Here is a 20201-nt window from a genome sequence, read left to right as displayed (position 1 = left end):
CAAGGAGAGATCTTTTGAGTATATTTCGCAAGCTCGGACAAGCGCCGACCAAGACCATGACGAAACGCTTTAACTTGAGCGGCTACGAATGCATGCCCAGCTTCATTCAACGTTTCCTGAACCACCTGGCTGCCAAACACTACTCCGAACAGACCGCGCAGCGCTATCTCTATGACTTTTTAGACTTTTTCCGTTGGGTCGAGGCCGCCAGCGCATCCGAGGTCGACCCAGCGTCGGTCGAGATTGACTCGTTCGTCGAGTTCGACCACGCGGGGGCCGAGGCGTACGCGACATATCTCGCTCTCGAGCTCGACAACGCGCCGAGTGTCATCAACCGCAAACTGTCCACGATGCAGTCACTGTTCAACCATTTGATTGAGACGGGCGTGACGGCCCATAACCCGTTCCAGGCAGTCGAGCGGCCGAAGCGCGCCAAACGCAACCCGGTCTATTTGACGGAGCAGGAATGGCTCGACTTCTCGACGCTCGTCCGTAGCAACGTCGGCATGTCCGACCGCGAGGCGAGTTGGTACGAGCGTAACCGGGACCGGGATTTCTTGATGATTCAATTGCTCGGGTTGACCGGGATGCGCGTCTCGGAACTCGTCGGCCTCGATTGGAACGATATCGACCGCGAGAGCGGGACGATTCGCGTCATCGGGAAAGGCAATAAGGAACGGGTCATCCCGATCGCCTCGCCGCTCGAGCCGCTCCTCGACGCCTATCGACGTCACGGGTCAGGTCCGCTGTTCCACTCGGAGCGAGGCAAGCGCATCTCGGTGCGGACGGTGCAACATACGTTGAAGGGGCACATCGACCGCTTGAAACCGTATTTGCCGTTTTTGACGCATAAACAGGTCACGCCGCATAAACTCCGGCATACGTTCGCTTCCCGGCTCGCCATGAGCGGAATCGATGTGTTGACGATTCAGCAGTTGCTCGGCCACGAATCAGTGGCGACGACACAAGTCTATGCCCATATCGGCGACGAGAAGAAAAAACAAGCTGTGATAGGTTTACGATAACTTATTATGTAAACCATTATAAAACACCTGAATCAATCACATCGATTGGTTCAGGTGTTTTCGTTATAATTGCTTCGTCGATAGAATCACAATCGTCTCATCGAGGACCGTATAATAGGCATCTTCGAACGTTTGCCGCTCGTTTGTCTCGAGATTGAACACGGTCACACCCCCACCTGTCTCATCTGCCGCCGACTCATGGATGAAATAGTTCGAGGCGAGCACGCGCTCGAATGGAGCCGTGTCGAGGAAGCGGGCACCGGTCGTCGCGTCAATCAATTCGGTGTGGTCCGTTGATTCTTCCACTTTAATGAAAATCGTCGAACTAACATCGTCATATGTGAAGTCAATCGGCTCGTAGGCGCCCCAGTCGACCACCGCCACCTCGCGGAGCACGTCCGGAGCGGTCAATTCATAAATCGTCTCCTCGTTCGCCTCGTCGACGAAAGTCGAGAACCGAAGTCGCTTGTCCCGTTCACCCAAGTATTGGACCGTGTCCCCTTCCCCGTGCAGACGAATCAAGTCCTCGAACGGAATCTCGTTTTGACGGGACCTGATCGCCTCGACCGCCTCGTCGAGCGAACAAATCAGAATCGCCTCCGAATGGTCGATCGCATCGTCCGGGGAGACCCGACCGTCTTCGAGTGCCTCGTAATAGGCAAACTCGTCCAAGCGGGCGTTGCAGACGATATATGGAATGCCATCGAGCTCGGTCGAGAACAGATAGAGCTCACGGAAATTCCCGGCATGTCCGACGAGTCGCTCGTCACGGATTCGCTCTTGGAACGACGTCTCCGTATCATACAACCATGCCTCATCGGTATCTCCGAAACTCGTCAGGAAGAGGAAGTAACGGTCCGCGAGAACCCAATAGAGCGTGCTGTTACCACGTTTCTCGAACGTCGCGAGCACATCTTCTCGTCCAGAGCGATAGTCGAACGCAATCAACTCCGTGCGGACGACACCCGTCCGGTCTGGTATCTCATTCAAGAAATAGACGCGGGCGTCACTGACGAAAAGCTTCGAGATCCCATAGTCTTCATAGGCGCGATGACTGATCGGCGTGACGGTACCGTCCGCTTCATCATAGCGATAGATCGAGAAACTCGTCTCGCCGGTCTTCTCTCGATAGTAGATGGACGTTTCGGTGACGGCGATCAAATCCTCATGGCTGATTGGCATGGCACGTGCGTCAACGATTCTCATAGGGCACCTCTCTCATAGGAAGATTCAACCGGCTCGACGGTGACGATACCGGGTGGTCGTTTCGGGAATGAAATCCGCAAATGGGCGAACTCGATGATGGATTGGTGAGGATCGGTCTTCTCGACCCAACGGACGCGTTGGCGGTTCGCCAACGCGTGGCCAATCTTTTCTTCAATTTGGAACTGGGAAATGCCACGATAGGCGACTTCTTGGATATAGGTCGATTCATCAGGCTCGAACTGTTGCCAAATGCCCATCACGAGCTGTCCGAGCGATGAGACCCGTCGCTCAGGCAAACGGACCGTCCGGAGCGTCTGCTCCACTTCCTTCAAACATTCGAGCGGGTCGTCCGCGACGGCGAACAACCGCTTAGCCGAGTTGTTCATGACTCGGTAACGTCGTTTCCCGCTCTCGAGCCGGAGCACTTGTGCATACGGCTCAACCGGAACCCCGTGGAAAAACGTATCTGTCCCACCCCAGGAATAGCCGAAGGCAGGGTCGAATTTCTGAATCGTCTTCATGAAGGCGAGCATGAAATCCTCGACCTCGCGACGCTCAAGCCGTAACCATTCGGCGAGCGCGAGCGTGCCGCGGTCCTTTTTGATGCGATGCACCGGGAAGAATAGGTCCCCTTCGGCCAGTCGATGCGGTTTGAGCTCGGTCCCGTCGGCGCGATAGTCCGTCGCCGGACGACCGCTCCGGCCCGCATAGATAATCCATTCGTCCTCGGTGCTTTCGAACGCGTAGGCTTGGTGCGCCCAAGGTGGTGTCACATATAGGGCCGGATACTCTTCATACGTCTCGAGGTGCAGATAGGAGCGGTCGGTCCACAGTTGCGCGAGCAAGCGCACGATTTCTCCCGTCTCTGATTCTTTCGGTGCGATATAGTTGCCGGTATTGCCGATATACGTCAAGACATGGAAGTCATAGGCGTGATACAAGTGTCGGACGATGCGCTCGAACACGGCGGCAATCATCCGTTCGAACAGCGGATGGTCCTCGTTCCGGTCGACCGATGTCGCATCGACCGTGCACATGAGCCACCCCATGCGGACGTACAGGCGAATCCGGAGCGGATACGAGATCAATGGGGATGATGACGCATGAATCTCCGTCAGACCGAGGTTGGCCATGTTCTCGACTTGTAACGTGAATCCGCTACGCCTCAGTTGTTCCTCCATCTTCTTTTTCCAATTGATCGTCTCCATTCACATTCACTCGCTTTCCGTGGCCATCGTTCTCGTGTGGCTCATTGTGAAATTTTTCCCGTTTCTTGATTCATACAAACGCCTTTCCGTCAGCATGTTCACGGAGACGTTTGAACGCCTCGTCGAGAATGGCGCGGGACGTCCCGAAATTGAGGCGTTCGAACGTCTGGCCCGACTCGCCGAACGGGCGACCTGGCGACAAGAACAGGCGGACGTCCTCATGCAGCCACTTCTTTCGCGCTTCCGGTTCTAAGTTGAGCGCCGCGAAGTCGATCCAAAGGAGATAACTCGCCTCAGGCAGGAACGTCTTCAATTGGGGCAATTCTTCCTGGAACCGCTCGACGAGGTAACTCGCCTGCTCCTCGAGTTCGGCCGTCAACTGGTCGAGCCAACGTTCGGCCCGCGGGTCCGCATAGGCGGCGGTGATGGCCGTGTTCGCGAACGGTGTAGGCAGCACATGGTGTTTGTTCTGTACTTGGATGATCCGCTTGCGCATCGCATCGTCCGGACAGATGATATACGATGCGAACAACCCGGCGATATTGAACGCCTTCGATGGGGCACTCACCGTGATGACATCGTCATCGAGGCGGTTGAGAGCGGTGTGTCGTTGTGACGGATAAGTCAAGTCGGCATGAATCTCATCCGCGACGAGGATGACGTCATGGCGACGCGCCAGTTCGACAACTTGCTTCAGCTCGGCCTCGGTCCATACCCGTCCGACCGGGTTATGCGGCGAGCAGAGCAAGAACAGTTTCGCCTTGCGCATCTGCGTCTCAAGCGCATCAAAGTCCATCTCGTAGCGGCCATCAGTTTGACGGAGCGGGGCATCGAGCAACTCCCGTTTCAACCCGGTCACCAGTTCATGAAACGGTGGGTAGACGGGCGATTGGATGACGATTCCGTCTCCTTCCTCGGTCAACGCCTCGACGATGTGTGTCAATCCAGGCACAACGCCGTTCGAGAACAGTACGTGATCGGCATCGACCTTGAGCTTGTGACGGCGGTCGTACCATGAACTCACGGCGGCTTGCGCGTCTCTCGAGAACAGCGTATACCCGAACTCCCCTGTCGCTGCCCGTGCCGTGAGCGCCTCTGAGATGGACGGCGCTGTGCGGATATCGATGTCTGCGACCCAGAGCGGCAGGACGTCGTCCTTGACGTGGAACCACCGGTCGAGCCCGTCCCATTTCACCGAATCTGTTCCCGTCCGGTCAAGCGATTGATGTAAGATTGATTTCATGTTCATCCCTCCTACTCCTACTGTAACAAAAAACGAGCGCATGAGTCCGCAAAACGATGGCAGATTCGGGGCGTGTCGGCTATAATCGACCAAGATACTTCAAGGAGGTGAACCCGATGACCGTGACCGTCATCCGCCATAAACGCCGGAAACGAGCAGCTTTTTTCGTGACACCGGACGGCATCGAGCTGCGGATTCCGGCGCGACTCCCGAACCGGGTCGTCGAGACGATTTTATCGAATCATGCCGGCTGGATCGCGGAACGCCTCGCGGCACTACCTAAGCGTGACGTCTTGCCCGATGACAGACTGCTTCTTCATGGGGAGACGTTCCCGCTCATCAAATGTGATTCCGAGACGACGTTCCGCTTCGATGGCGAGCGATTCTATTGTCCACTCGCGTGGGACGAGTCCTCGCTTCGGGAAGCGTATGTGGCCTGGCTCCGCGAACGGGCTCTCACTTATGTCACGACGCGTGCGCCCCATTATGAACGTATGCTCGGCGTGAAGGCGAACCGGATTCGCATCGGCCATCAAAAGACGCGCTGGGGGTCGTGCAGTTCGACCGGTACGATTTCCATCAACGTCCGGCTCATGCTCGCTCCAAAAGAAGTAATGGATTACGTCATCGCCCACGAATGGGCCCATCTCGTCCATTTCGACCACTCGAAAGCGTTCTGGTCGACGCTCGCATCAGTCTATCCTGATGTCACCGGCGCGATGGCCTGGTTGAAACAGTATGGCCATACACTGCAAATCAAAAAAACCAATTGAACGTGCCCTTCTCACGGGGCATGTCCGATTGGTTTTTTAGATGGCGGACGTGAACCGCTCGGCCGTGCCGTTCAGTGATTCGGCCGACTGTTCGATATGTGCGAACCGCTCGAGCGTCTGTTCCATGATGCGCACACTCTCTTGGATGTCTGCACTGGAGCGAGTGACACCGTCGACGATCGAGACGAGTTCTTTGTTCATCCCGTCCGTGTTCGCACGCACTTCGATGACGGCACGTTCGACGAGACGTGACAAGCTCCGGACCTCGGTCGCGACGACATTGAAACCGAGTCCGTGCTCCCCTGCCCGCGCGGCCTCGATGGCGGCGTTGAGTGACAACAGGTTCGTTTGGGCGGCAATCTCTTTAATCGTACTGGCGATTTTCGTGATCTCGGCTGCCTGCTCCTGCAAGTTCGCAAGCATCTTCAAGTTCTGATTCGAGTCCGCGTCGAGCCGTTCGATTGTCTGCTTCAGCTGTTGACTCTCCTCCATGCCACGACGGGCCCGGTCGTCAAGGTTATCGGCCATGTCACGAAACGAGCGCGCATATTCCTCAATCGTTTGTTGGCGACTCGTGATGTCGGAGGCGATTTTTACGACACTGACGACCTCGTCTTGTTCATAAATTGGCATATACGTCGCCTCGAGCCAAATCGAGTCACCTCGGGCGTCAATCCGTTCGATTTTGTCGGCCGAACTGAATCCGTCGAACAGCTTGTTCCAAAACGCTTGATAGTCGGGGCTGCTGACGAAACTTGGTGTGCAGAACAAGTGATGGTGCATCCCAATCATTTCATCACGTTTATATTTCATCGCCTTGGCGAACAGATCGTTCACATCGACGACGCGTCGTTGACGGTCGAATCGGATCATCGCCACGTTGGCTTCGAGGGCGCGGAGCACGTCAGGGGATGAGAGGCTAGCGGTTGTTGTCAGTTGCATTCCGATTATTCCTACCTTCTTTTCTCGATTTCCTGTAGTGCTTTCCTCCTGTAATGTAGCGGAATTCTAGTGTACCTTGTGCGAAAAGTCCTGAATAGCATCAGTTTTTGAAATCGAGTCAATATCTTGAATTTGAAGTGTTTTCCAGTCATTCTCGATGAGACCACAATCAAAAGGACCCGTGCTTTGCACGAGCCCTCAATCATTTCGATTTATCGAAGATGGCTTGCAACCGAGTGACCAGTTCGGCCGTGAGTTCGCCCCGGCTGTCCTTCGGATTGATGCCGCCGATTATCTGTTCTTCGTACCAAATCCCGAAGTCGAGCGAACGCTCGGGCGCATCGTCCGGCGTATAGACGAACGTCGCTCTCACATCCGGGTCCCGCTCGATTGGAACGGGTTGGTCTTCCCATTCAACCTCATCCGTCGTTCGATCAAGCTGAGTAATCGTCTCAGCGTCGGTAATGGTGCGTATCGGTCCATAGGCACCATCCGAGTTTAACGGCTGATAGTCGATGCGAGACGGATCCAAGTCTTCCTCGCTACTGGCACAACCGCCAAGAAGCAGTCCCATACAGATGACACATCCTGACAACATGCGTTTCAACAGGGCATCCCTCCTCGATTTACGTCCAATCCATTCATTCGAACGCCTGCGGGAACAGCTGTTGGAACGTCACCGCCCCGGCGCTCGACAGTTTGAACACTTTCCCGGTCTTCACGTCCTTCACATAGACATCGACTTTTTTCGACCGTTGCTGATAACTGACTTCGAACTGTTGACCGAGATTCCCACGCAACAGCGTCAAATACTTATAGTCATTCATTTCACCACTCTTCGTCGACGGGCGCGCGGTCTCGACGGCTTCGACCAACCGATCATAAGCTTTGCCGCTCACGTTCACAGCATCAGGGTAAGGGAGCGGGACTTCCCGGTGATACGGATACTGATGGAGGTAAGCGACCGCTATCTCGTCTTGATCTGCAGAATCGGTCAAGAGAGGGCTCGTTCGATAGCGCATCGACACGGTTTTTGTTACGTTTTGTCCGTCCACGTCAATCGTGACGTCATATAGCGGATAGGCTGTCATCGGTTCCATCGTGCCACCGTTATGGATTCGACGGAAGGTTAAACTGTCAGCCCCGTTGAGCAAATCGGCATCTTGTAAAATGGAGGAGGAATAGCGAGCCTTGTCTCCACCATAAGACTGGAGCAGATGAGGCATGTTCGTGGCCTTATCTCGTCCTAATGCGATAAACACATCGGACGGTCTAAGGTTCGGCAAAAAGTGGAAAGATGGGGTAAAGTACCCCCCTTCTTCAATCCCAATCTCGACCGTGCCACTAAATCCAGGCGAAATCCTCATAAGTGTGACCGGATACGGTTCGATGTCTTGTTCATTGTCATAGAAGGCGTCCGGCTTATGTAACGCAGCCCGTTCATTTTCGGTCGCGATATAGACGGTCGGAAGAGCAGACATTTCAGTTCCGACCTCGTCTTTCAAGTAGGCAGGTCTTTCTGCAAGCTCGACGGCCCGATACCCTTCCATCCCGTCCATCCGGTCTGATTTACAGAGCGCATAGATTGTATCCCCCTCGACATAGGTCACTTCATTAAAACTATATCCATAATAGTCATCATTCATAAGCGGGGCCCGGGTCGCATACGCCATTCCAAGCACGGAAAACGTCTCTCCATTCAGTTCGGACAGGGGTTCACCGTCTTCACATTGGTTCAATATGGCTTCGGCATCCACTACAGGCTCCTGACTGTTCATCGTAACCCGCTCGGCCTGCCAATGCTCCTCGATATGGCCATAGCGGACGACGTCAACGTCTTCCGAGCAGCCTGCCGTCAACCATAACAGTGACAATGCCATCAACGCTCGTTTTTTCATATTCAACCCACTCATTTCTTCTTCAAGTCAGGGAAGTAGGACAAGAACGTCTCGGCCCCTTCGCTCGTCAGTTTGTACGTTTCGTCGGTCGAGCGGTCGGTCACGTAAATATCCAGCTTCTTCGAGCGCTGTTTATACGTCACCTCGAACTCTTGTCCCTTGTGTCCATCGACGATTGTTAAAAGCGGATAGTCGCCTTCATCACCTTGACGCTTCGTCGGTTCAGCGGAATTGATCGCTTGGACGAGGTCATCCATCTCGTTCCCCGCTGCTTTTAAAAGAACCGGGTATGACAACGGAGATTCCGGGTTGAACGGCTGTTGATGAAGATAAACGAGCGGACCGACCACAAGTGGCATGTAGTCTTCGTCAGGTTGCGTCTCGAGCTGCTTTCGTTCCGCTGTCGATAATAAGTCAGAAGTGCGGTATGTGAACGTCATCGTCTCATTGACGACTTTTCCATCACGAGTATAGGTGAACTCATACAATGGATAAGTCTGGTCCGGGACGAGCTCCGCCTCGAGGGGGATGCGCTCGACGCTCAACGCTTCATATGTAAGCCCTTCTGCGGTTTGGTCAATCATCGACTCGAGTGGAGTCACCGAGAAATAAAGATCCGCAAACATGAGCAGCAAATACGGTTTCTCAGTAATCGTGTCGTAACCGATCGCTACTTTGATATCTTTCATGCTGGCCATCGACGGATCGAACGAGAACAACGGATATGGACTCGGCATTCCCCCGATTTCTACTTCAATCTCACCGTACAGAGCCGGGGAAAAGGCGACGAGCGTTTCGAGGAACGGTTCAATCGGGTTGCCTGACTCGTTCAATTCATCGGCATCCCGTAAGGCGGTTTTGGCGGACTTATCGGCCGGACCGACGACTGGATAACGACCGATCGGTGTCCCTGTTGATACGTCCACATCGTCAGGGAACGACTCGATCACTTCCGCCGAGTAGCGGTTCGAGGCCATGTCACGACAAAGCACATAATTCTCATCCCCTTTCATATATGATACGGCCTTGAACGCATACTCCTCACCCGTGTCCGTCATCGGATAGCGGTTCGCCACGATCGTATCGAACACGATCAAGTCGCCTTCCAGCTCGGTCGTCAACTTACCGCTACAGGCTTCAAGCGTCTCATCGGCTGAATGAAGGGAAATCAACTCCTCCTTGGCATACTTGCTGACGGTCCAATGCGCGTCGACGTAAGACAAGTTTACGACGTCCGGCTTTTCCACACCGCAACCAACCAATAAGCCTGTGGATAGTACAAATAAACCGACTAACTTTTTCAAATCATCCGCCCCTCACCATTTATTTGTACCAATTTTACCATTATATTACTTTAGGAGGGAACACGAAAAAACCCGTCCGACGACCTGGACGGGTTCAATGACCGTTACACAGTTTTATCGATGGCTCGGGTCAATCTCGTCTCGACATCGCGTGCTACAGCTTGGAGCGACTCATCCTCGATCAGTTCGATCAGTTTCGTCGGCTTTGGCATCCCGACATGGGTCGACCCGTCTTTCGTGAAGACGGCGAGCTTGCATGGGAGGAAATAACCGCCTTCCCGGTGCGCCGTGATGACTTTTTTCGCTTCTTTTGGATTGCACACTTCGAGGATGCGGTAGTCCCCATCAATCGCTTGACCTTTCTCTTCGAGCGTCTCACTCAAATTGAAGTCCCAAAGCACCCCGAACTCTTCCTCTTTGAGCGTCGTTTTCAGTTTCTCGACGACCGCTTCGACCGTCTGATCGGTCTTGACCGTGTAATCAAACATGTGAACCTCTCCTAAGATGTAGTCTCTCTCGTTTTGTACCCGAAGTGAGGACCGACAAATTGTCTGTTTGGTCGAAAAAAGTATATGTGATTTGAAACATATTCGATGTCCGTCACGTATGTATGAGAGAAAATAAAGAAGTCCAACCTTACGTAAAGGAGAAGTGGTTGCCGTGACGGTCACCGTATTCACACATACAAGCTGCAGTTCTTCCCGTAAGACGATCGATTGGTTACGCGAACAGAACATCCCGTTCATCGAGAAAAAATTGACCGACCAAGGGATGTCATTCACCGAGTTCAAAGATATGCTCCGCCTCACCGAGAACGGGACGACCGACCTGCTGTCCGTCCAAAAGAGCGTGTATAAACAAGCGGCGGATCAACTCGACGAGATGTCGCTCCGTGAGCTGTACAGTTTCGTGGCGTCGCATCCCCAGATTTTAAAAAGTCCCATCGTCGTCGACGACAACCGGATTCAAATCGGGTTCAGCGAGAAAGAGATCCGGACGTTCATCCCGCGCCATGACCGCATCGCCGAATTGAAACGATTACTCGACAACAAGTAAGAGCCCTGCCGAAGCAGAGCTCTTTTCTTATGCCTTCTTGAGTCGGGCCGCCAAGCGGTTGCCGAACGATTGAATCGATTGGACGAGCAGAATCAAGACGAAGATGGTCACGTACATGACCTCCGGCTCGAATCGAAGATGCCCGTACTGATAGGCGATATCGCCGAGTCCACCGGCCCCGACGAGTCCGGCCATCGCGGTCGCCCCGATCAAACCGATCGTCGCGATCGTCAAACCGAGCACAATCGAGGAGCGGGCCTCCCGAATCAATACGTACCAGATGATTTTCCGGGTCGAGATGCCCATCGCCTCATACGCCTCGACGACGCCGCGGTCGACCTCGAGCAGCGCCGACTCCATGAGTCGCGCGATATACGGGGCCGTGAACACGATTAGCGGTAACAGCACGCCTTGGACGCCGATCGTCGTTCCCATGATGAAGCGGGTGAACGGGAGGATGAAGAATAAGAGAATGATGAATGGGATTGAACGGACGACGTTGATGACGCTCGACAAGATGCCGTAGAAATAACGGTTGGCGAGCCGCCCGTGCGGTCGCGTCAAGACGAGCAGCGTCCCGAGCGGCAGTCCGATCAACGTCGAGATGACGAGCGCGATGCCGGTCATCGTGAGCGTCTGAATCGTCCCCGTCCAAATCAAGTCACCCCAATTTTCCCAAAACTGAAGCATGGTTCGTCACCTCCTTCACTTTCACACCGCTCGCCTCTAAGAAACGGACGGCTTGGTCGGTCTGGGCCTTATCGCCGTCCAAATGGACGAGCAGATTACCGACGAGACCACCTTTCAACTTTTTGATGCCGCCCCCGATGATGTTCGGCAGTAAGCCGAACCGTTTCGTCAATTGGGCGAGCACGGCCTGTTCACTTTGATGGCCGATGAACGACAAGTTGACGAGCGTCCCGTGCGTGCTCAATTCGTCGACGACCTCTTTCGGGACATCGAGGTTCGTTTTCAAGAATTTGCGCGTCGTCGCATGCTGCGGGTCAGAGAACACGTCGAGCACGTTCCCTTCTTCGATGATCCGGCCGGCCTCGATAACCGCGACCCGGTCGCAGATGCGCTCGATGACTTCCATCTCGTGGGTGATGAGGAAAATCGTCAGCCCGAGCTCGCGGTTGATGTCGAGCAACAGGTCGAGGATCGACTCGGTCGTCTCTGGGTCGAGCGCGCTCGTCGCCTCGTCGCTGAGCAAGATGTCCGGCTCATGCGCGAGGGCGCGGGCGATGGCGACACGTTGCTTCTGTCCGCCCGACAATTGCTCCGGGTAATGTTTCCGATGGTCCGTCAATCCGACGATGTCGAGATACTTGTCGACACGCTCACGGATCGTGCGCTTATCAAGCCCCTCGAGACGGAGCGGGATGGCGACGTTCTCTTCGACGGTCGCCGTCTTCAGCAGGTTGTAATGTTGGAAAATCATCCCGATGCGATGACGCAGCTTCGAGAGCCCTCGTTTGTCGAGTCTCGTGATGTCCTGTCCTTCGATTTCGACCTGGCCCGACGTCGGGCGTTCGAGCAGGTTGATCATACGGATGAGCGTGCTCTTGCCGGCCCCGCTTCGCCCGATGATACCGAAGATTTCGCCTTTATCGATGGTGAGCGAGACGTCGTCGAGTGCGGTGACGGCACTTTTATTTACCGTGAACGTCTTCGTGATGCCTTTAAGTGCGATCATAGGCCCTCCTTAAAACGCCGGGACGATCGAGCCGTCGAACGTCTCTTCGATGAACGTCCGGACCTCGTCCGAGTGATAGTACGATTTGAGCGTGGCGACGACTTCGTCATCCTTGTTGTCGGTGCGGACGACGACGTAGTTCGGATACGGGTTGTCGACCGTGTCCTCGTGGAACAAAGCGTCCTCGTTGATGGACAGGCCGGCACCCATCGCGAAGTTCGTGTTGATGGCCGCGAGCGCGACTTCCGGGAGCTGGGTCGGGAGCTGCGACGCCTCGAGCTCGATGAATTCAAGGTTGAGCGGGTTCTCGGCAATATCGCGTTTCGTCGCCTTGTCCGTCAAGCCTTCCTTCAGCGTGATGAGTCCCGCTGTCTCATACAGACGTAGCGCCCGCAACTCGTTCGCCGGGTCGTTCGGGACAGCGACCTTGTCGCCTTCTTTTAAATCTTTAATGTCCGTCAACTTCTCTGAGTAGAGACCCATCGGGAAGGCGACGGTCTTGAACACGTCGTCGATTTTATAGTCTTTATCGGCTTTTTGCAGTTCGAGGAATGAGAGCGTCTGATAGCTGTTGACGTCGAGGCTGCCCTCGGCGAGCGCTGTGTTCGGCGTATTGTAGTCGTTGAACACCTTGATATCAAGCTCGAGTCCGTCTTCGGCCGCGAGTTCTTTCACTTTCTCGGCGATCTGTTGGTGCGGCCCGCCCGTGACGCCGATCGTGAGCGACTCCGTGCTGAGCGCCTCACTTGCGTCCGATTGTCCGCATGCTGAGAGCGCGATGGCGGCGAGTAGTGATGTTCCTGCAAGTACTGTTTTCTGTTTGATGTTCATTTGTTTTCCTCCTCCAAAATGAAAGCCCGCTACTCATTCAGAGTGGCGGGCACGACAAGTCAAAGTCGGACACGCTCATCTCCCAGACGATTTCGTCTGTTGGAATTAGCACCATGATCATTACGATCTGGTTGCCGGGTTTCATAGGGCCAGTCCCTCCACCACTCTTGATAAGCAATCGGTCTATTTAGTTGTTATCATCTTACTTTTAATTCTTTTAATTGTAAATAGATAATTGTAAATTTTCAAAAATTATTTTCAAAAAGTCTTTATCGAGCGGTTCCGGCAACTGTTGCAGCTCGGTCTCCGTCATGACGGAGTCGACCAGTACCGGGATGTCGCTCGACCCGACCCCGAGCGTCTCGAGCGTCGTCGGGGCACCGAACCGTTTCAACCAGGCTTCCAAATACGGGGCATCGGCCGAGCGCCGCAAGCGCTCTTGGACGATTAGGCCGAAGCCGACCTTGTCTCCGTGCAAGAATGAGTGGGTCGACTCGAAGCGGCTGAGCGCATTATGGACCGCATGGCCCACGGCGACGCGTGTCCCGGCGTCACCAAATCCACCGACGGCGCCGCCGATGGCGAGCACGTGATCGACCGCGAAGCGGACGTCGTCACTATACGACTCAAAAGCGTGCTCGGTCAATTCAAGTTTGACGAGACGCCCGCACTGCTCGGCCAAGACGAGTCCGGTGTTGACGCCGGCGTCAGCTGAGCTGTCCCCGCTCAAATAGCGGGCCTCATAAAACTTTGCGACCGTGTCGATGACACCGGCCCGGAAGTACTCGTATGGGGAGCGTCTGATGACGCGTGAGTCGACGATGACCCGCTCGATGACGACGCGGAACATGTCGTAGCGGTCGTAGCTCCCGTCCTCCTGATAGACGACGCTGAGCGGTGTGAACGCCGCACAGTTCGAGGCGAGCGTTGGGACGACGATGAGCGGGACGTTCCGTTGATAGGAGACGAGTTTGGCCGTATCGATGAGCTTGCCGCCTCCGACGGCGATTAACACGTCGGCGTCCAACGGTTTGAGCCGTTTGACTTCCGAGTCCATGCACTCCCCGCTGAACCTTGTTGCCGGATAGTCCGCGATGGCCGGAAAGATGGCTCGGACGACGTCATACCCGTTCTGACCGTGCAGGACGTGGGCACGTCGGCCGTCGACTAAGTCATCGAGACGGTCGAGCGCGTCATCGGCGTGGTCATATTCAAGGACGGCCTGACGAATCATGCCCGCACCTCCTCATAGGCGGCAAACAACCGCTCGATTCGTTCGACGGCCTCGTCAATCTTCGGTTCCGGTGAGACGAGGCCGAAGCGGACGTATCCGTTCCCTTCCGAGCCGAAGAAATAGCCCGGGGTGACGGCGACACCGGCTTCATGCAGCAGTTTCCGCGAGAATGACTTGGCATCACCCTCAGGCACTTTCGCCCAGACGAAGAACGAGCCTTCCGGCGGTTCGACCGCCCAGCCGGCCCGGTTCAACCCGTCGATCAGGCGATCACGCCGTGCCTCGTACAGTCGGGCCAAATCGTCACGGATGGTACGGGGCGCCTCGAGCGCAGCGACAGCCGCCGCCTGGATGGCCGAGAACACGCTGACGTGGACGTGGTCCTGATACGTGTTGATCGCCTCGATGATGTCCGCGTTCCCGACGGCGAAGGCGACGCGCCAACCGGACATGTTGAACGCTTTCGACATCGTATATACCTCGATGCCCACTTCTTTCGCCCCTTCCGCCTGCAGGAAACTCGGCGGGACATGTCCATCGAATCCGATGCTGCCGTATGCGAAATCGTGGACGACCATCAAGTCCCGCTCCCGGGCGAAACGGACGGTATCGTCAAAGAAAGCGGGTGAGGCGACGGCTCCGGTCGGATTGCTCGGGTAGTTTAAATACATGAGTCTTGCCTCTTGCGTATCGAGCGTCTCATAGTCCGGCAAGAAGCCGTTCTCTTCCCGGAGGACGAGGTCACGGACGACCGCACCGGCGAGACGGGCCCCCGAGATATAATCGGGATAGCCGGGATTCGGCAACAAGATGCCATCGCCAGGTTCGAGCACGCATTGCGGCAACGTAATCAGTCCGGACTTAGAACCGATGAGAATCGCGACTTCTGTCTCGGCGTCGAGTTCAACCCCGTACTCGTTCAAATAGAACGTCGCCACCGCTTGCTTCAGGCGGGCCTGACCGCGGAACGGACCGTATTGATGGGTCGAGGCATCAAGGAGCGCCGTCTGGAGCGCGTCGCAAATCGGCTCAGGCGTCGGCAGGTCAGGCGTCCCTTGCCCGAGTCGGATGATGTCGCGGCCGGCCTGTTCGAGTTCGGCCACCTCGTTCGCGAGTCCGACGAAATGTTGAGGCGGTAACGTTTTTAGTAAGTGTGAGCGTCTGTCAGTCATGAATAGTCCTCCTATGCAAAAAACACCCCTTTCCGCGGAAAGGGGTGTCGAGATACGGACGTATTCAAACAACCACCTTTCCATCTCTCAAGGTCACCTTGCTGGAATTAGCACAGTATTGAAACAATCTGTTGCTGAAGCTTCATCGGGCCAGTCCCTCCGCTTCTCTTGATAGAAAGTGTTTTATATGCGATTTGTCTTTTTGTAATATGTCACTTAGTTAACCAAACGTTACCAATCTTGTCAATCCTTTTTTGAAAATGAGCATGTCCTCTTGAATCCCGATAAAAAAACGTTCATAGTGAAAGTGAACGTTATTCTACAAAATTTAAAACATGAGGGGATGGACCTTTGGAATTAAACCGTCAATTGATTTGGAAGTTGAGCGTGATCGGCCTGATCCTGCTCGTGCTCTGGAAAGTCATCAGCGAACCGGATACAATTTCGCAAATGATGCATTATACGTTCCAGTTGCTGACGCCGATTATTATGGGAATCGCCATCGCACTGCTCCTGAATACCGTCCTGTCCTATATAGAAGAACGGTTTCAACTAAAACGATATCAAGGATTGCTGATTGTGTATATCGTCTTTATCGGGATTCTCGTCATCTCTGCGGTGACACTGTTCCCACGCATCTATTCGAGCCTCGCCTCGCTCATCGAGGAACTCCCGTCCTATATCCGGCAAATCGACGGGTATCTGTCACAGTTGAACACGTATTTGAAAGAGTATAACGCGACAGTCGCCCAGGCCATCGATTTCAGCCGGTTCCAGGAGCGCTACTCGGGCTGGGTCGAGACGGCCGTCTTGTCGTCGGTCAGCTACGTGTCGAGCTTCACGATGACGCTCTTTAACTTCTTGATTGGGATCGTCATCTCGATTTATCTTTTAAAAGACAAAGAGATTTTTGCCCGCATGTTCAAGCGGCTGTTGTATGCGATTTTCCCGGTCGCGTCAGCCAAGACGACGATCGACATCTTCCAAGAGATGGATTATATCTTCAAACGCTATATCATCGGAAAGTCGCTCGACTGCCTCATCATCGGGGTGCTGGCCGTCGCCGGTCTGTTGATTATCGGTGCGCCATACGCGCTTCTGCTCGGCGTCATCGTCGGTGTCTTGAACTTCATCCCGTACGTCGGACCGCTGCTCGGGATGATCCCGGCGTTCATCATCACTTACTTCTATGACCCGTTCACGGCGCTCATCGTCCTCTTGTTCATCTTCTTGTTGCAACAATTCGACGGACTCTGGCTCGGCCCGAAGATTCTCGGCGACAGCGTCGGCATCACACCGTTCTGGGTCATCACGTCGATCATCATCGGCGGCAGCCTGTTCGGCCTCGTCGGGATGTTCATCAGCGTGCCGGTCACGGCGATGATTCAAGTCGTATTCTCACGCTTGATCGACTACCGGCTCAGTCGCAAAAATTTGAATGAATTGTTATGACACATTGACGATTTAGATTGACACATTTCACAGAAATATCATAATCTTGAAGAGAAGACAGTCCAATGCAGAAAGGAGAGGTACCAATGTCAGTCATTCCACGCTCGCACGTCCAAGTCCATATTGACCGGCAGGCGCCTCTCCGTGATTTGAATCCGTGACGTTCGCCTGCCTTCCGAGGCATGTCTAAGATCGTAGGGACGCGTATGCCTTTGTGCATGCTGCGTCCCTTTTTACATTCCAATAATTAAAGCAGGTGAACCTAATGATTCAATCACTCAAACGACTCGACCGCAATATTTGGATCCGTTTCCTCGGGGAGACGATCACCGGCGTCATGATGTTCATGATCGCGCCGTTCCTTGTCCTCTATTACAGTGACAAGCTCGACAGTTATATCCAGGTCGGTGTCATCATGGCGACCGGTCCGATCATGGCCCTCATCGGTTCGGTCGTCGGCGGACGGCTCGCGGATTTGTATGGCCGCAAACCGATCATGATGATCGCCATCCTCGGCGATGCGCTCGCGCTCGTAGGTTTCGCGTTCGCCGAGACGTTTTGGCCGCTCCTCCTTTTGAACGCCATGCTCGGCTTGACGAACTCGTTGTTTCATCCGGCCGCGAGCGCGATGGTGGCGGACGTGACCGAGCCCGAACAGATGAACGAGGCGTTCGGCCTGTTGCGGATGGGCCATAACATCGGGGCGGCGCTCGGCCCGCTCCTCGGCAGCGCCGTCCTGTTCATCGACCGGCAGTATATCTTCTTCTCGGCGTCATTCGTCTTTATCCTTTATGCGCTCGTCCTCGGCCGCTTCATCCGGGAGTCGCTCCCGGAGACGACCGAGGACGATACACCGTCTAACCGGGACGTCCTACGGGTGTTCTATAACGATAAGGTGTTCCTCGTCTTCATCTTCGCCGGTGTGTTCATCTCGATGGGCTTCTCGCTCATCGAGAGCATGTTGCCGCTGTTCTTGCGCGAGTCGATGCCGTCGTTCACCGACCGTGAGAATCCGTTCGCCTATATGCTCGCCTTGAACGGCATCATGGTCGTGTTGTTCCAGTTCCCGATTGCCTCGAAACTCGGGCGCAAGCCGTTCGGCAACGTCATGCTCGCCGGGGCGACCATCTTCGGGGTCGGCATGATCCTGATCGCGGTCATGCCGCGTCTCCTCTACTCCCTCGGGACACCGTACCTCGTCCTCGTCAGCGTCTTGCTCGCGGTATACGCGTTCTATACGCTCGGTGAGATGATCATGTCCCCGGTCCAACAGACGTTCATCGCCTTGATCGCTCCGGAGAATATGCGTGGGGCCTATAACGGGGCCGCCAGTATCCAATGGTTGATCGGCGGGGTGACGGCTCCAATCATGGCGAGCCTATTCTTCGATCAGCGGGCCGGTCATATCGCCTTAATCCTCGTCGGGGCGGCCAGCTGTGTGTCAGGCCTCATCTACTGGCAGCTCGGACGTCGCGTCAGTGCGGCCGAAGCGAAACAAAAGACGGCTTGACCTATATAAATCACACTGAACCTAGTCGTTTAGTGTGATTTTTTAATTCGTTGCAAATTCGTTAAATTTTGAATATTTGCTTCTATTATTCTTTACAAACATAATGATTCTTTTTATGATAATACGGTTAAGGAGGGATCTTTCATGGAAAGGATCGATAAACAGAAAATTGTGGACAGCGTGCCACAAAAAGGTTTTTTCGGACAGCCTAAAGGGTTGTTCACGCTATTCTTCACTGAGTTTTGGGAACGGTTCTCGTATTACGGGATGCGTGCCATCCTCGTCTTCTACATGTATTACGAGGTATCAGATGGCGGTCTCGGTCTCGACCAGAACGTCGCCTTGTCCATCATGTCGGTGTATGGCGCACTCGTCTACATGTCGGGGGTCATCGGGGGATGGCTCGCTGACCGTGTGTTCGGGACGTCCCGGTCCGTCTTCTTCGGCGGTGTGTTCATCATGCTCGGTCATATCGTACTGTCGATTCCTGGTAGCCTGACGTTCTTGTTCATCTCGATGGCGTTGATCGTCATCGGGACCGGTCTCTTAAAACCGAACGTCTCGAGTATCGTCGGTGACCTGTACAATGAGACGGACCGTCGTCGTGACGCCGGGTTCAGTATCTTCTATATGGGGATCAACCTCGGTGCCTTCATCTCGCCTTTGATCGTCGGTGGGGTTCAAAAGAGTTATGGCTTCCATTGGGGCTTCGCCCTCGCCGCGGTCGGGATGTTCATCGGTCTCGTCGTCTTCATGGTCACGAAGAAAAAGAATCTCGGTCTCGCCGGTTCATACGTACCGAACCCGTTGACGCCGTCTGAAAAGAAAAACGCGATCAAGTATACGACGATCGCAGTCGTCCTCATCGGTGGTCTGTTGGCTGTCTTGATTCCACAAGGATTGTTCACGATTAACACGTTCATCGGTCTCGTCGGTGTGTTCGGGATCGCGATTCCGACGATTTATTTCATCGTCATGTATCGTAGCCCGAAAACGACGGAAGTCGAGCGGTCACGGATTATCGCCTATATCCCGCTCTTCATCGCCTCGGTCATGTTCTGGGCGATTCAAGAGCAAGGCGCGACGATTTTGGCCAGCTATGCCGATAAGCGGACCGACCTTGAATTTTTAGGGTTCACGCTGTCACCTGCCTGGTTCCAGTCGCTCAACCCGTTATTCATCATCATGCTCGCTCCGGTGTTCGCATGGCTTTGGGTCCGACTCGGTGACCGTGAGCCGAGCATCCCGACGAAGTTTGCCTTCGGGATTTTGTTCGCAGGGTTAAGTTTCTTGGTGATCTTGCTCCCGGCCTACTTCGGTGGCCCCGACACGCTCGTCAACCCGCTCTGGCTCGTCCTCAGTTACTTCATCGTCGTGCTCGGTGAGCTCAGCCTGTCGCCGGTCGGTCTGTCGGCGACGACGAAACTCGCCCCGGCCGCCTTCTCGGCCCAGACGATGTCACTCTGGTTCTTGTCGAACGCGGCGGCACAAGGGATTAACGCCCAGCTCGTTCGTTTCTATTCACCAGAGAACGAGATGCTCTACTTCGGGATTATCGGTGGAGCAGCGATTGTACTCAGTATGATTTTGTTCGCTCTCGCCCCGGTCATCAAAAAGTATATGCGCGGGATTCATTAAGCGTAAAAGCCCA

Annotated in this window: 19 protein-coding genes and 2 riboswitches; of the genes, 6 read left to right on the top strand and 13 right to left on the bottom strand. The window is 54.6% G+C overall.

The genetic code is table 11. The features are described from left to right. Positions 1–14: 14 nt before the first annotated feature. On the top strand, positions 15–1025 hold the full coding sequence (locus tag KNP72_RS07115) for a tyrosine-type recombinase/integrase (protein ID WP_214720035.1): 1011 nt from the start codon (positions 15–17) through the stop codon (positions 1023–1025). 63 nt (positions 1026–1088) lie between these two features. Here the strand turns inward: KNP72_RS07115 and KNP72_RS07110 are convergent, their stop codons facing one another. The 3 genes from KNP72_RS07110 to KNP72_RS07100 all read right to left on the bottom strand — a co-directional run bounded on the left by KNP72_RS07110 (position 1089) and on the right by KNP72_RS07100 (position 4682). Further along, a complete protein-coding gene (locus KNP72_RS07110) occupies positions 1089–2231 on the bottom strand; it encodes a hypothetical protein (RefSeq protein WP_214720034.1) in 1143 nt (380 codons plus the stop codon). Further along, positions 2228–3439, bottom strand: coding sequence for a hypothetical protein (locus KNP72_RS07105; RefSeq protein WP_214720033.1), 1212 nt, complete (start codon positions 3437–3439; stop codon positions 2228–2230). The genes KNP72_RS07110 and KNP72_RS07105 overlap by 4 nt, the downstream gene beginning before the upstream one ends. A gap of 70 nt (positions 3440–3509) precedes the next feature. Beyond that, positions 3510–4682: a MalY/PatB family protein gene (locus tag KNP72_RS07100; RefSeq protein ID WP_214720032.1), complete on the bottom strand. Its 1173-nt coding sequence runs from the start codon at positions 4680–4682 to the stop codon at positions 3510–3512. Between the two features lie 56 nt (positions 4683–4738). Here KNP72_RS07100 and KNP72_RS07095 point away from each other — a divergent pair, with 56 nt between their 5' ends. Then, complete coding sequence (locus KNP72_RS07095) at positions 4739–5455, top strand: M48 family metallopeptidase (protein WP_251128920.1); 717 nt, start codon at positions 4739–4741, stop codon at positions 5453–5455. A gap of 36 nt (positions 5456–5491) precedes the next feature. Here the strand turns inward: KNP72_RS07095 and KNP72_RS07090 are convergent, their stop codons facing one another. The 5 genes from KNP72_RS07090 to KNP72_RS07070 all read right to left on the bottom strand — a co-directional run bounded on the left by KNP72_RS07090 (position 5492) and on the right by KNP72_RS07070 (position 10087). After that, complete coding sequence (locus tag KNP72_RS07090; protein ID WP_214832636.1) at positions 5492–6397, bottom strand: methyl-accepting chemotaxis protein; 906 nt, start codon at positions 6395–6397, stop codon at positions 5492–5494. A 202-nt stretch (positions 6398–6599) separates the two neighbouring features. Continuing rightward, the gene (locus KNP72_RS07085) at positions 6600–7004 is read right to left on the bottom strand and encodes a hypothetical protein (protein ID WP_214720029.1); all 405 of its coding nucleotides are present in this window, start codon (positions 7002–7004) and stop codon (positions 6600–6602) included. A gap of 34 nt (positions 7005–7038) precedes the next feature. Continuing rightward, positions 7039–8295, bottom strand: coding sequence for a hypothetical protein (locus tag KNP72_RS07080; protein WP_214720028.1), 1257 nt, complete (start codon positions 8293–8295; stop codon positions 7039–7041). A gap of 11 nt (positions 8296–8306) precedes the next feature. Continuing rightward, positions 8307–9599, bottom strand: coding sequence for a hypothetical protein (locus tag KNP72_RS07075; protein WP_214720027.1), 1293 nt, complete (start codon positions 9597–9599; stop codon positions 8307–8309). Positions 9600–9703: 104 nt separating this feature from the next. Further along, positions 9704–10087: a DUF302 domain-containing protein gene (locus tag KNP72_RS07070; protein WP_131472636.1), complete on the bottom strand. Its 384-nt coding sequence runs from the start codon at positions 10085–10087 to the stop codon at positions 9704–9706. 172 nt (positions 10088–10259) lie between these two features. Here KNP72_RS07070 and KNP72_RS07065 point away from each other — a divergent pair, with 172 nt between their 5' ends. Then, the gene (locus KNP72_RS07065) at positions 10260–10655 is read left to right on the top strand and encodes a Spx/MgsR family RNA polymerase-binding regulatory protein (RefSeq protein WP_021067479.1); all 396 of its coding nucleotides are present in this window, start codon (positions 10260–10262) and stop codon (positions 10653–10655) included. A 27-nt stretch (positions 10656–10682) separates the two neighbouring features. Here KNP72_RS07065 and KNP72_RS07060 read toward each other — a convergent pair whose 3' ends face one another. The 5 genes from KNP72_RS07060 to KNP72_RS07040 all read right to left on the bottom strand — a co-directional run bounded on the left by KNP72_RS07060 (position 10683) and on the right by KNP72_RS07040 (position 15588). Continuing rightward, on the bottom strand, positions 10683–11345 hold the full coding sequence (locus KNP72_RS07060) for a methionine ABC transporter permease (RefSeq protein ID WP_021067480.1): 663 nt from the start codon (positions 11343–11345) through the stop codon (positions 10683–10685). Next, positions 11317–12351: a methionine ABC transporter ATP-binding protein gene (locus tag KNP72_RS07055; protein ID WP_214720026.1), complete on the bottom strand. Its 1035-nt coding sequence runs from the start codon at positions 12349–12351 to the stop codon at positions 11317–11319. The genes KNP72_RS07060 and KNP72_RS07055 overlap by 29 nt, the downstream gene beginning before the upstream one ends. Positions 12352–12360: 9 nt before the next feature. Continuing rightward, complete coding sequence (locus KNP72_RS07050) at positions 12361–13182, bottom strand: MetQ/NlpA family ABC transporter substrate-binding protein (RefSeq protein ID WP_214720025.1); 822 nt, start codon at positions 13180–13182, stop codon at positions 12361–12363. A 72-nt stretch (positions 13183–13254) separates the two neighbouring features. Next, positions 13255–13359, bottom strand: a riboswitch (SAM riboswitch). Positions 13360–13399: 40 nt separating this feature from the next. Continuing rightward, positions 13400–14416: an iron-containing alcohol dehydrogenase family protein gene (locus KNP72_RS07045; protein ID WP_214832634.1), complete on the bottom strand. Its 1017-nt coding sequence runs from the start codon at positions 14414–14416 to the stop codon at positions 13400–13402. Next, positions 14413–15588 carry an aminotransferase class I/II-fold pyridoxal phosphate-dependent enzyme gene (locus KNP72_RS07040; protein WP_214832632.1) on the bottom strand — a complete coding sequence of 392 codons (1176 nt, stop codon included), beginning with the start codon at positions 15586–15588 and terminating at the stop codon, positions 14413–14415. The genes KNP72_RS07045 and KNP72_RS07040 overlap by 4 nt, the downstream gene beginning before the upstream one ends. Before the next feature lie 77 nt (positions 15589–15665). Further along, a riboswitch (SAM riboswitch) is annotated at positions 15666–15766 on the bottom strand. A 173-nt stretch (positions 15767–15939) separates the two neighbouring features. Here KNP72_RS07040 and KNP72_RS07035 point away from each other — a divergent pair. The 3 genes from KNP72_RS07035 (at position 15940) to KNP72_RS07025 (ending at position 20188) form a co-directional block, all read left to right on the top strand. Beyond that, the gene (locus KNP72_RS07035) at positions 15940–17040 is read left to right on the top strand and encodes an AI-2E family transporter (protein ID WP_214832630.1); all 1101 of its coding nucleotides are present in this window, start codon (positions 15940–15942) and stop codon (positions 17038–17040) included. A 265-nt stretch (positions 17041–17305) separates the two neighbouring features. Beyond that, complete coding sequence (locus KNP72_RS07030) at positions 17306–18550, top strand: MDR family MFS transporter (RefSeq protein WP_214832628.1); 1245 nt, start codon at positions 17306–17308, stop codon at positions 18548–18550. Positions 18551–18694: 144 nt separating this feature from the next. Continuing rightward, a complete protein-coding gene (locus KNP72_RS07025) occupies positions 18695–20188 on the top strand; it encodes a peptide MFS transporter (RefSeq protein ID WP_214720021.1) in 1494 nt (497 codons plus the stop codon). Positions 20189–20201: the final 13 nt, after the last annotated feature.

It is taken from the genome of Exiguobacterium sp. s152, from assembly GCF_018618335.1.
Lineage (GTDB): Bacteria > Bacillota > Bacilli > Exiguobacteriales > Exiguobacteriaceae > Exiguobacterium > Exiguobacterium chiriqhucha.
Note: the sequence above shows the minus strand (reverse complement) of the source record. Positions and strands in the feature narration are given on the sequence as shown.

Excerpts from the sequence above, each read along its gene's own strand:
- KNP72_RS07050 (WP_214720025.1), bottom strand. The coding sequence starts at position 13,182 with ATGAACATCAAACAGAAAACAGTACTTGCAGGAACATCACTACTCGCC.
- KNP72_RS07100 (WP_214720032.1), bottom strand. The coding sequence starts at position 4,682 with ATGAAATCAATCTTACATCAATCGCTTGACCGGACGGGAACAGATTCG.
- KNP72_RS07025 (WP_214720021.1), top strand. The coding sequence starts at position 18,695 with ATGGAAAGGATCGATAAACAGAAAATTGTGGACAGCGTGCCACAAAAA.
- KNP72_RS07040 (WP_214832632.1), bottom strand. The coding sequence starts at position 15,588 with ATGACTGACAGACGCTCACACTTACTAAAAACGTTACCGCCTCAACAT.
- KNP72_RS07045 (WP_214832634.1), bottom strand. The coding sequence starts at position 14,416 with ATGATTCGTCAGGCCGTCCTTGAATATGACCACGCCGATGACGCGCTC.
- KNP72_RS07110 (WP_214720034.1), bottom strand. The coding sequence starts at position 2,231 with ATGAGAATCGTTGACGCACGTGCCATGCCAATCAGCCATGAGGATTTG.
- KNP72_RS07090 (WP_214832636.1), bottom strand. The coding sequence starts at position 6,397 with ATGCAACTGACAACAACCGCTAGCCTCTCATCCCCTGACGTGCTCCGC.
- KNP72_RS07030 (WP_214832628.1), top strand. The coding sequence starts at position 17,306 with ATGATTCAATCACTCAAACGACTCGACCGCAATATTTGGATCCGTTTC.
- KNP72_RS07070 (WP_131472636.1), bottom strand. The coding sequence starts at position 10,087 with ATGTTTGATTACACGGTCAAGACCGATCAGACGGTCGAAGCGGTCGTC.
- KNP72_RS07095 (WP_251128920.1), top strand. The coding sequence starts at position 4,739 with ATGGCAGATTCGGGGCGTGTCGGCTATAATCGACCAAGATACTTCAAG.
- KNP72_RS07080 (WP_214720028.1), bottom strand. The coding sequence starts at position 8,295 with ATGAAAAAACGAGCGTTGATGGCATTGTCACTGTTATGGTTGACGGCA.
- KNP72_RS07060 (WP_021067480.1), bottom strand. The coding sequence starts at position 11,345 with ATGCTTCAGTTTTGGGAAAATTGGGGTGACTTGATTTGGACGGGGACG.
- KNP72_RS07055 (WP_214720026.1), bottom strand. The coding sequence starts at position 12,351 with ATGATCGCACTTAAAGGCATCACGAAGACGTTCACGGTAAATAAAAGT.
- KNP72_RS07105 (WP_214720033.1), bottom strand. The coding sequence starts at position 3,439 with ATGGAGACGATCAATTGGAAAAAGAAGATGGAGGAACAACTGAGGCGT.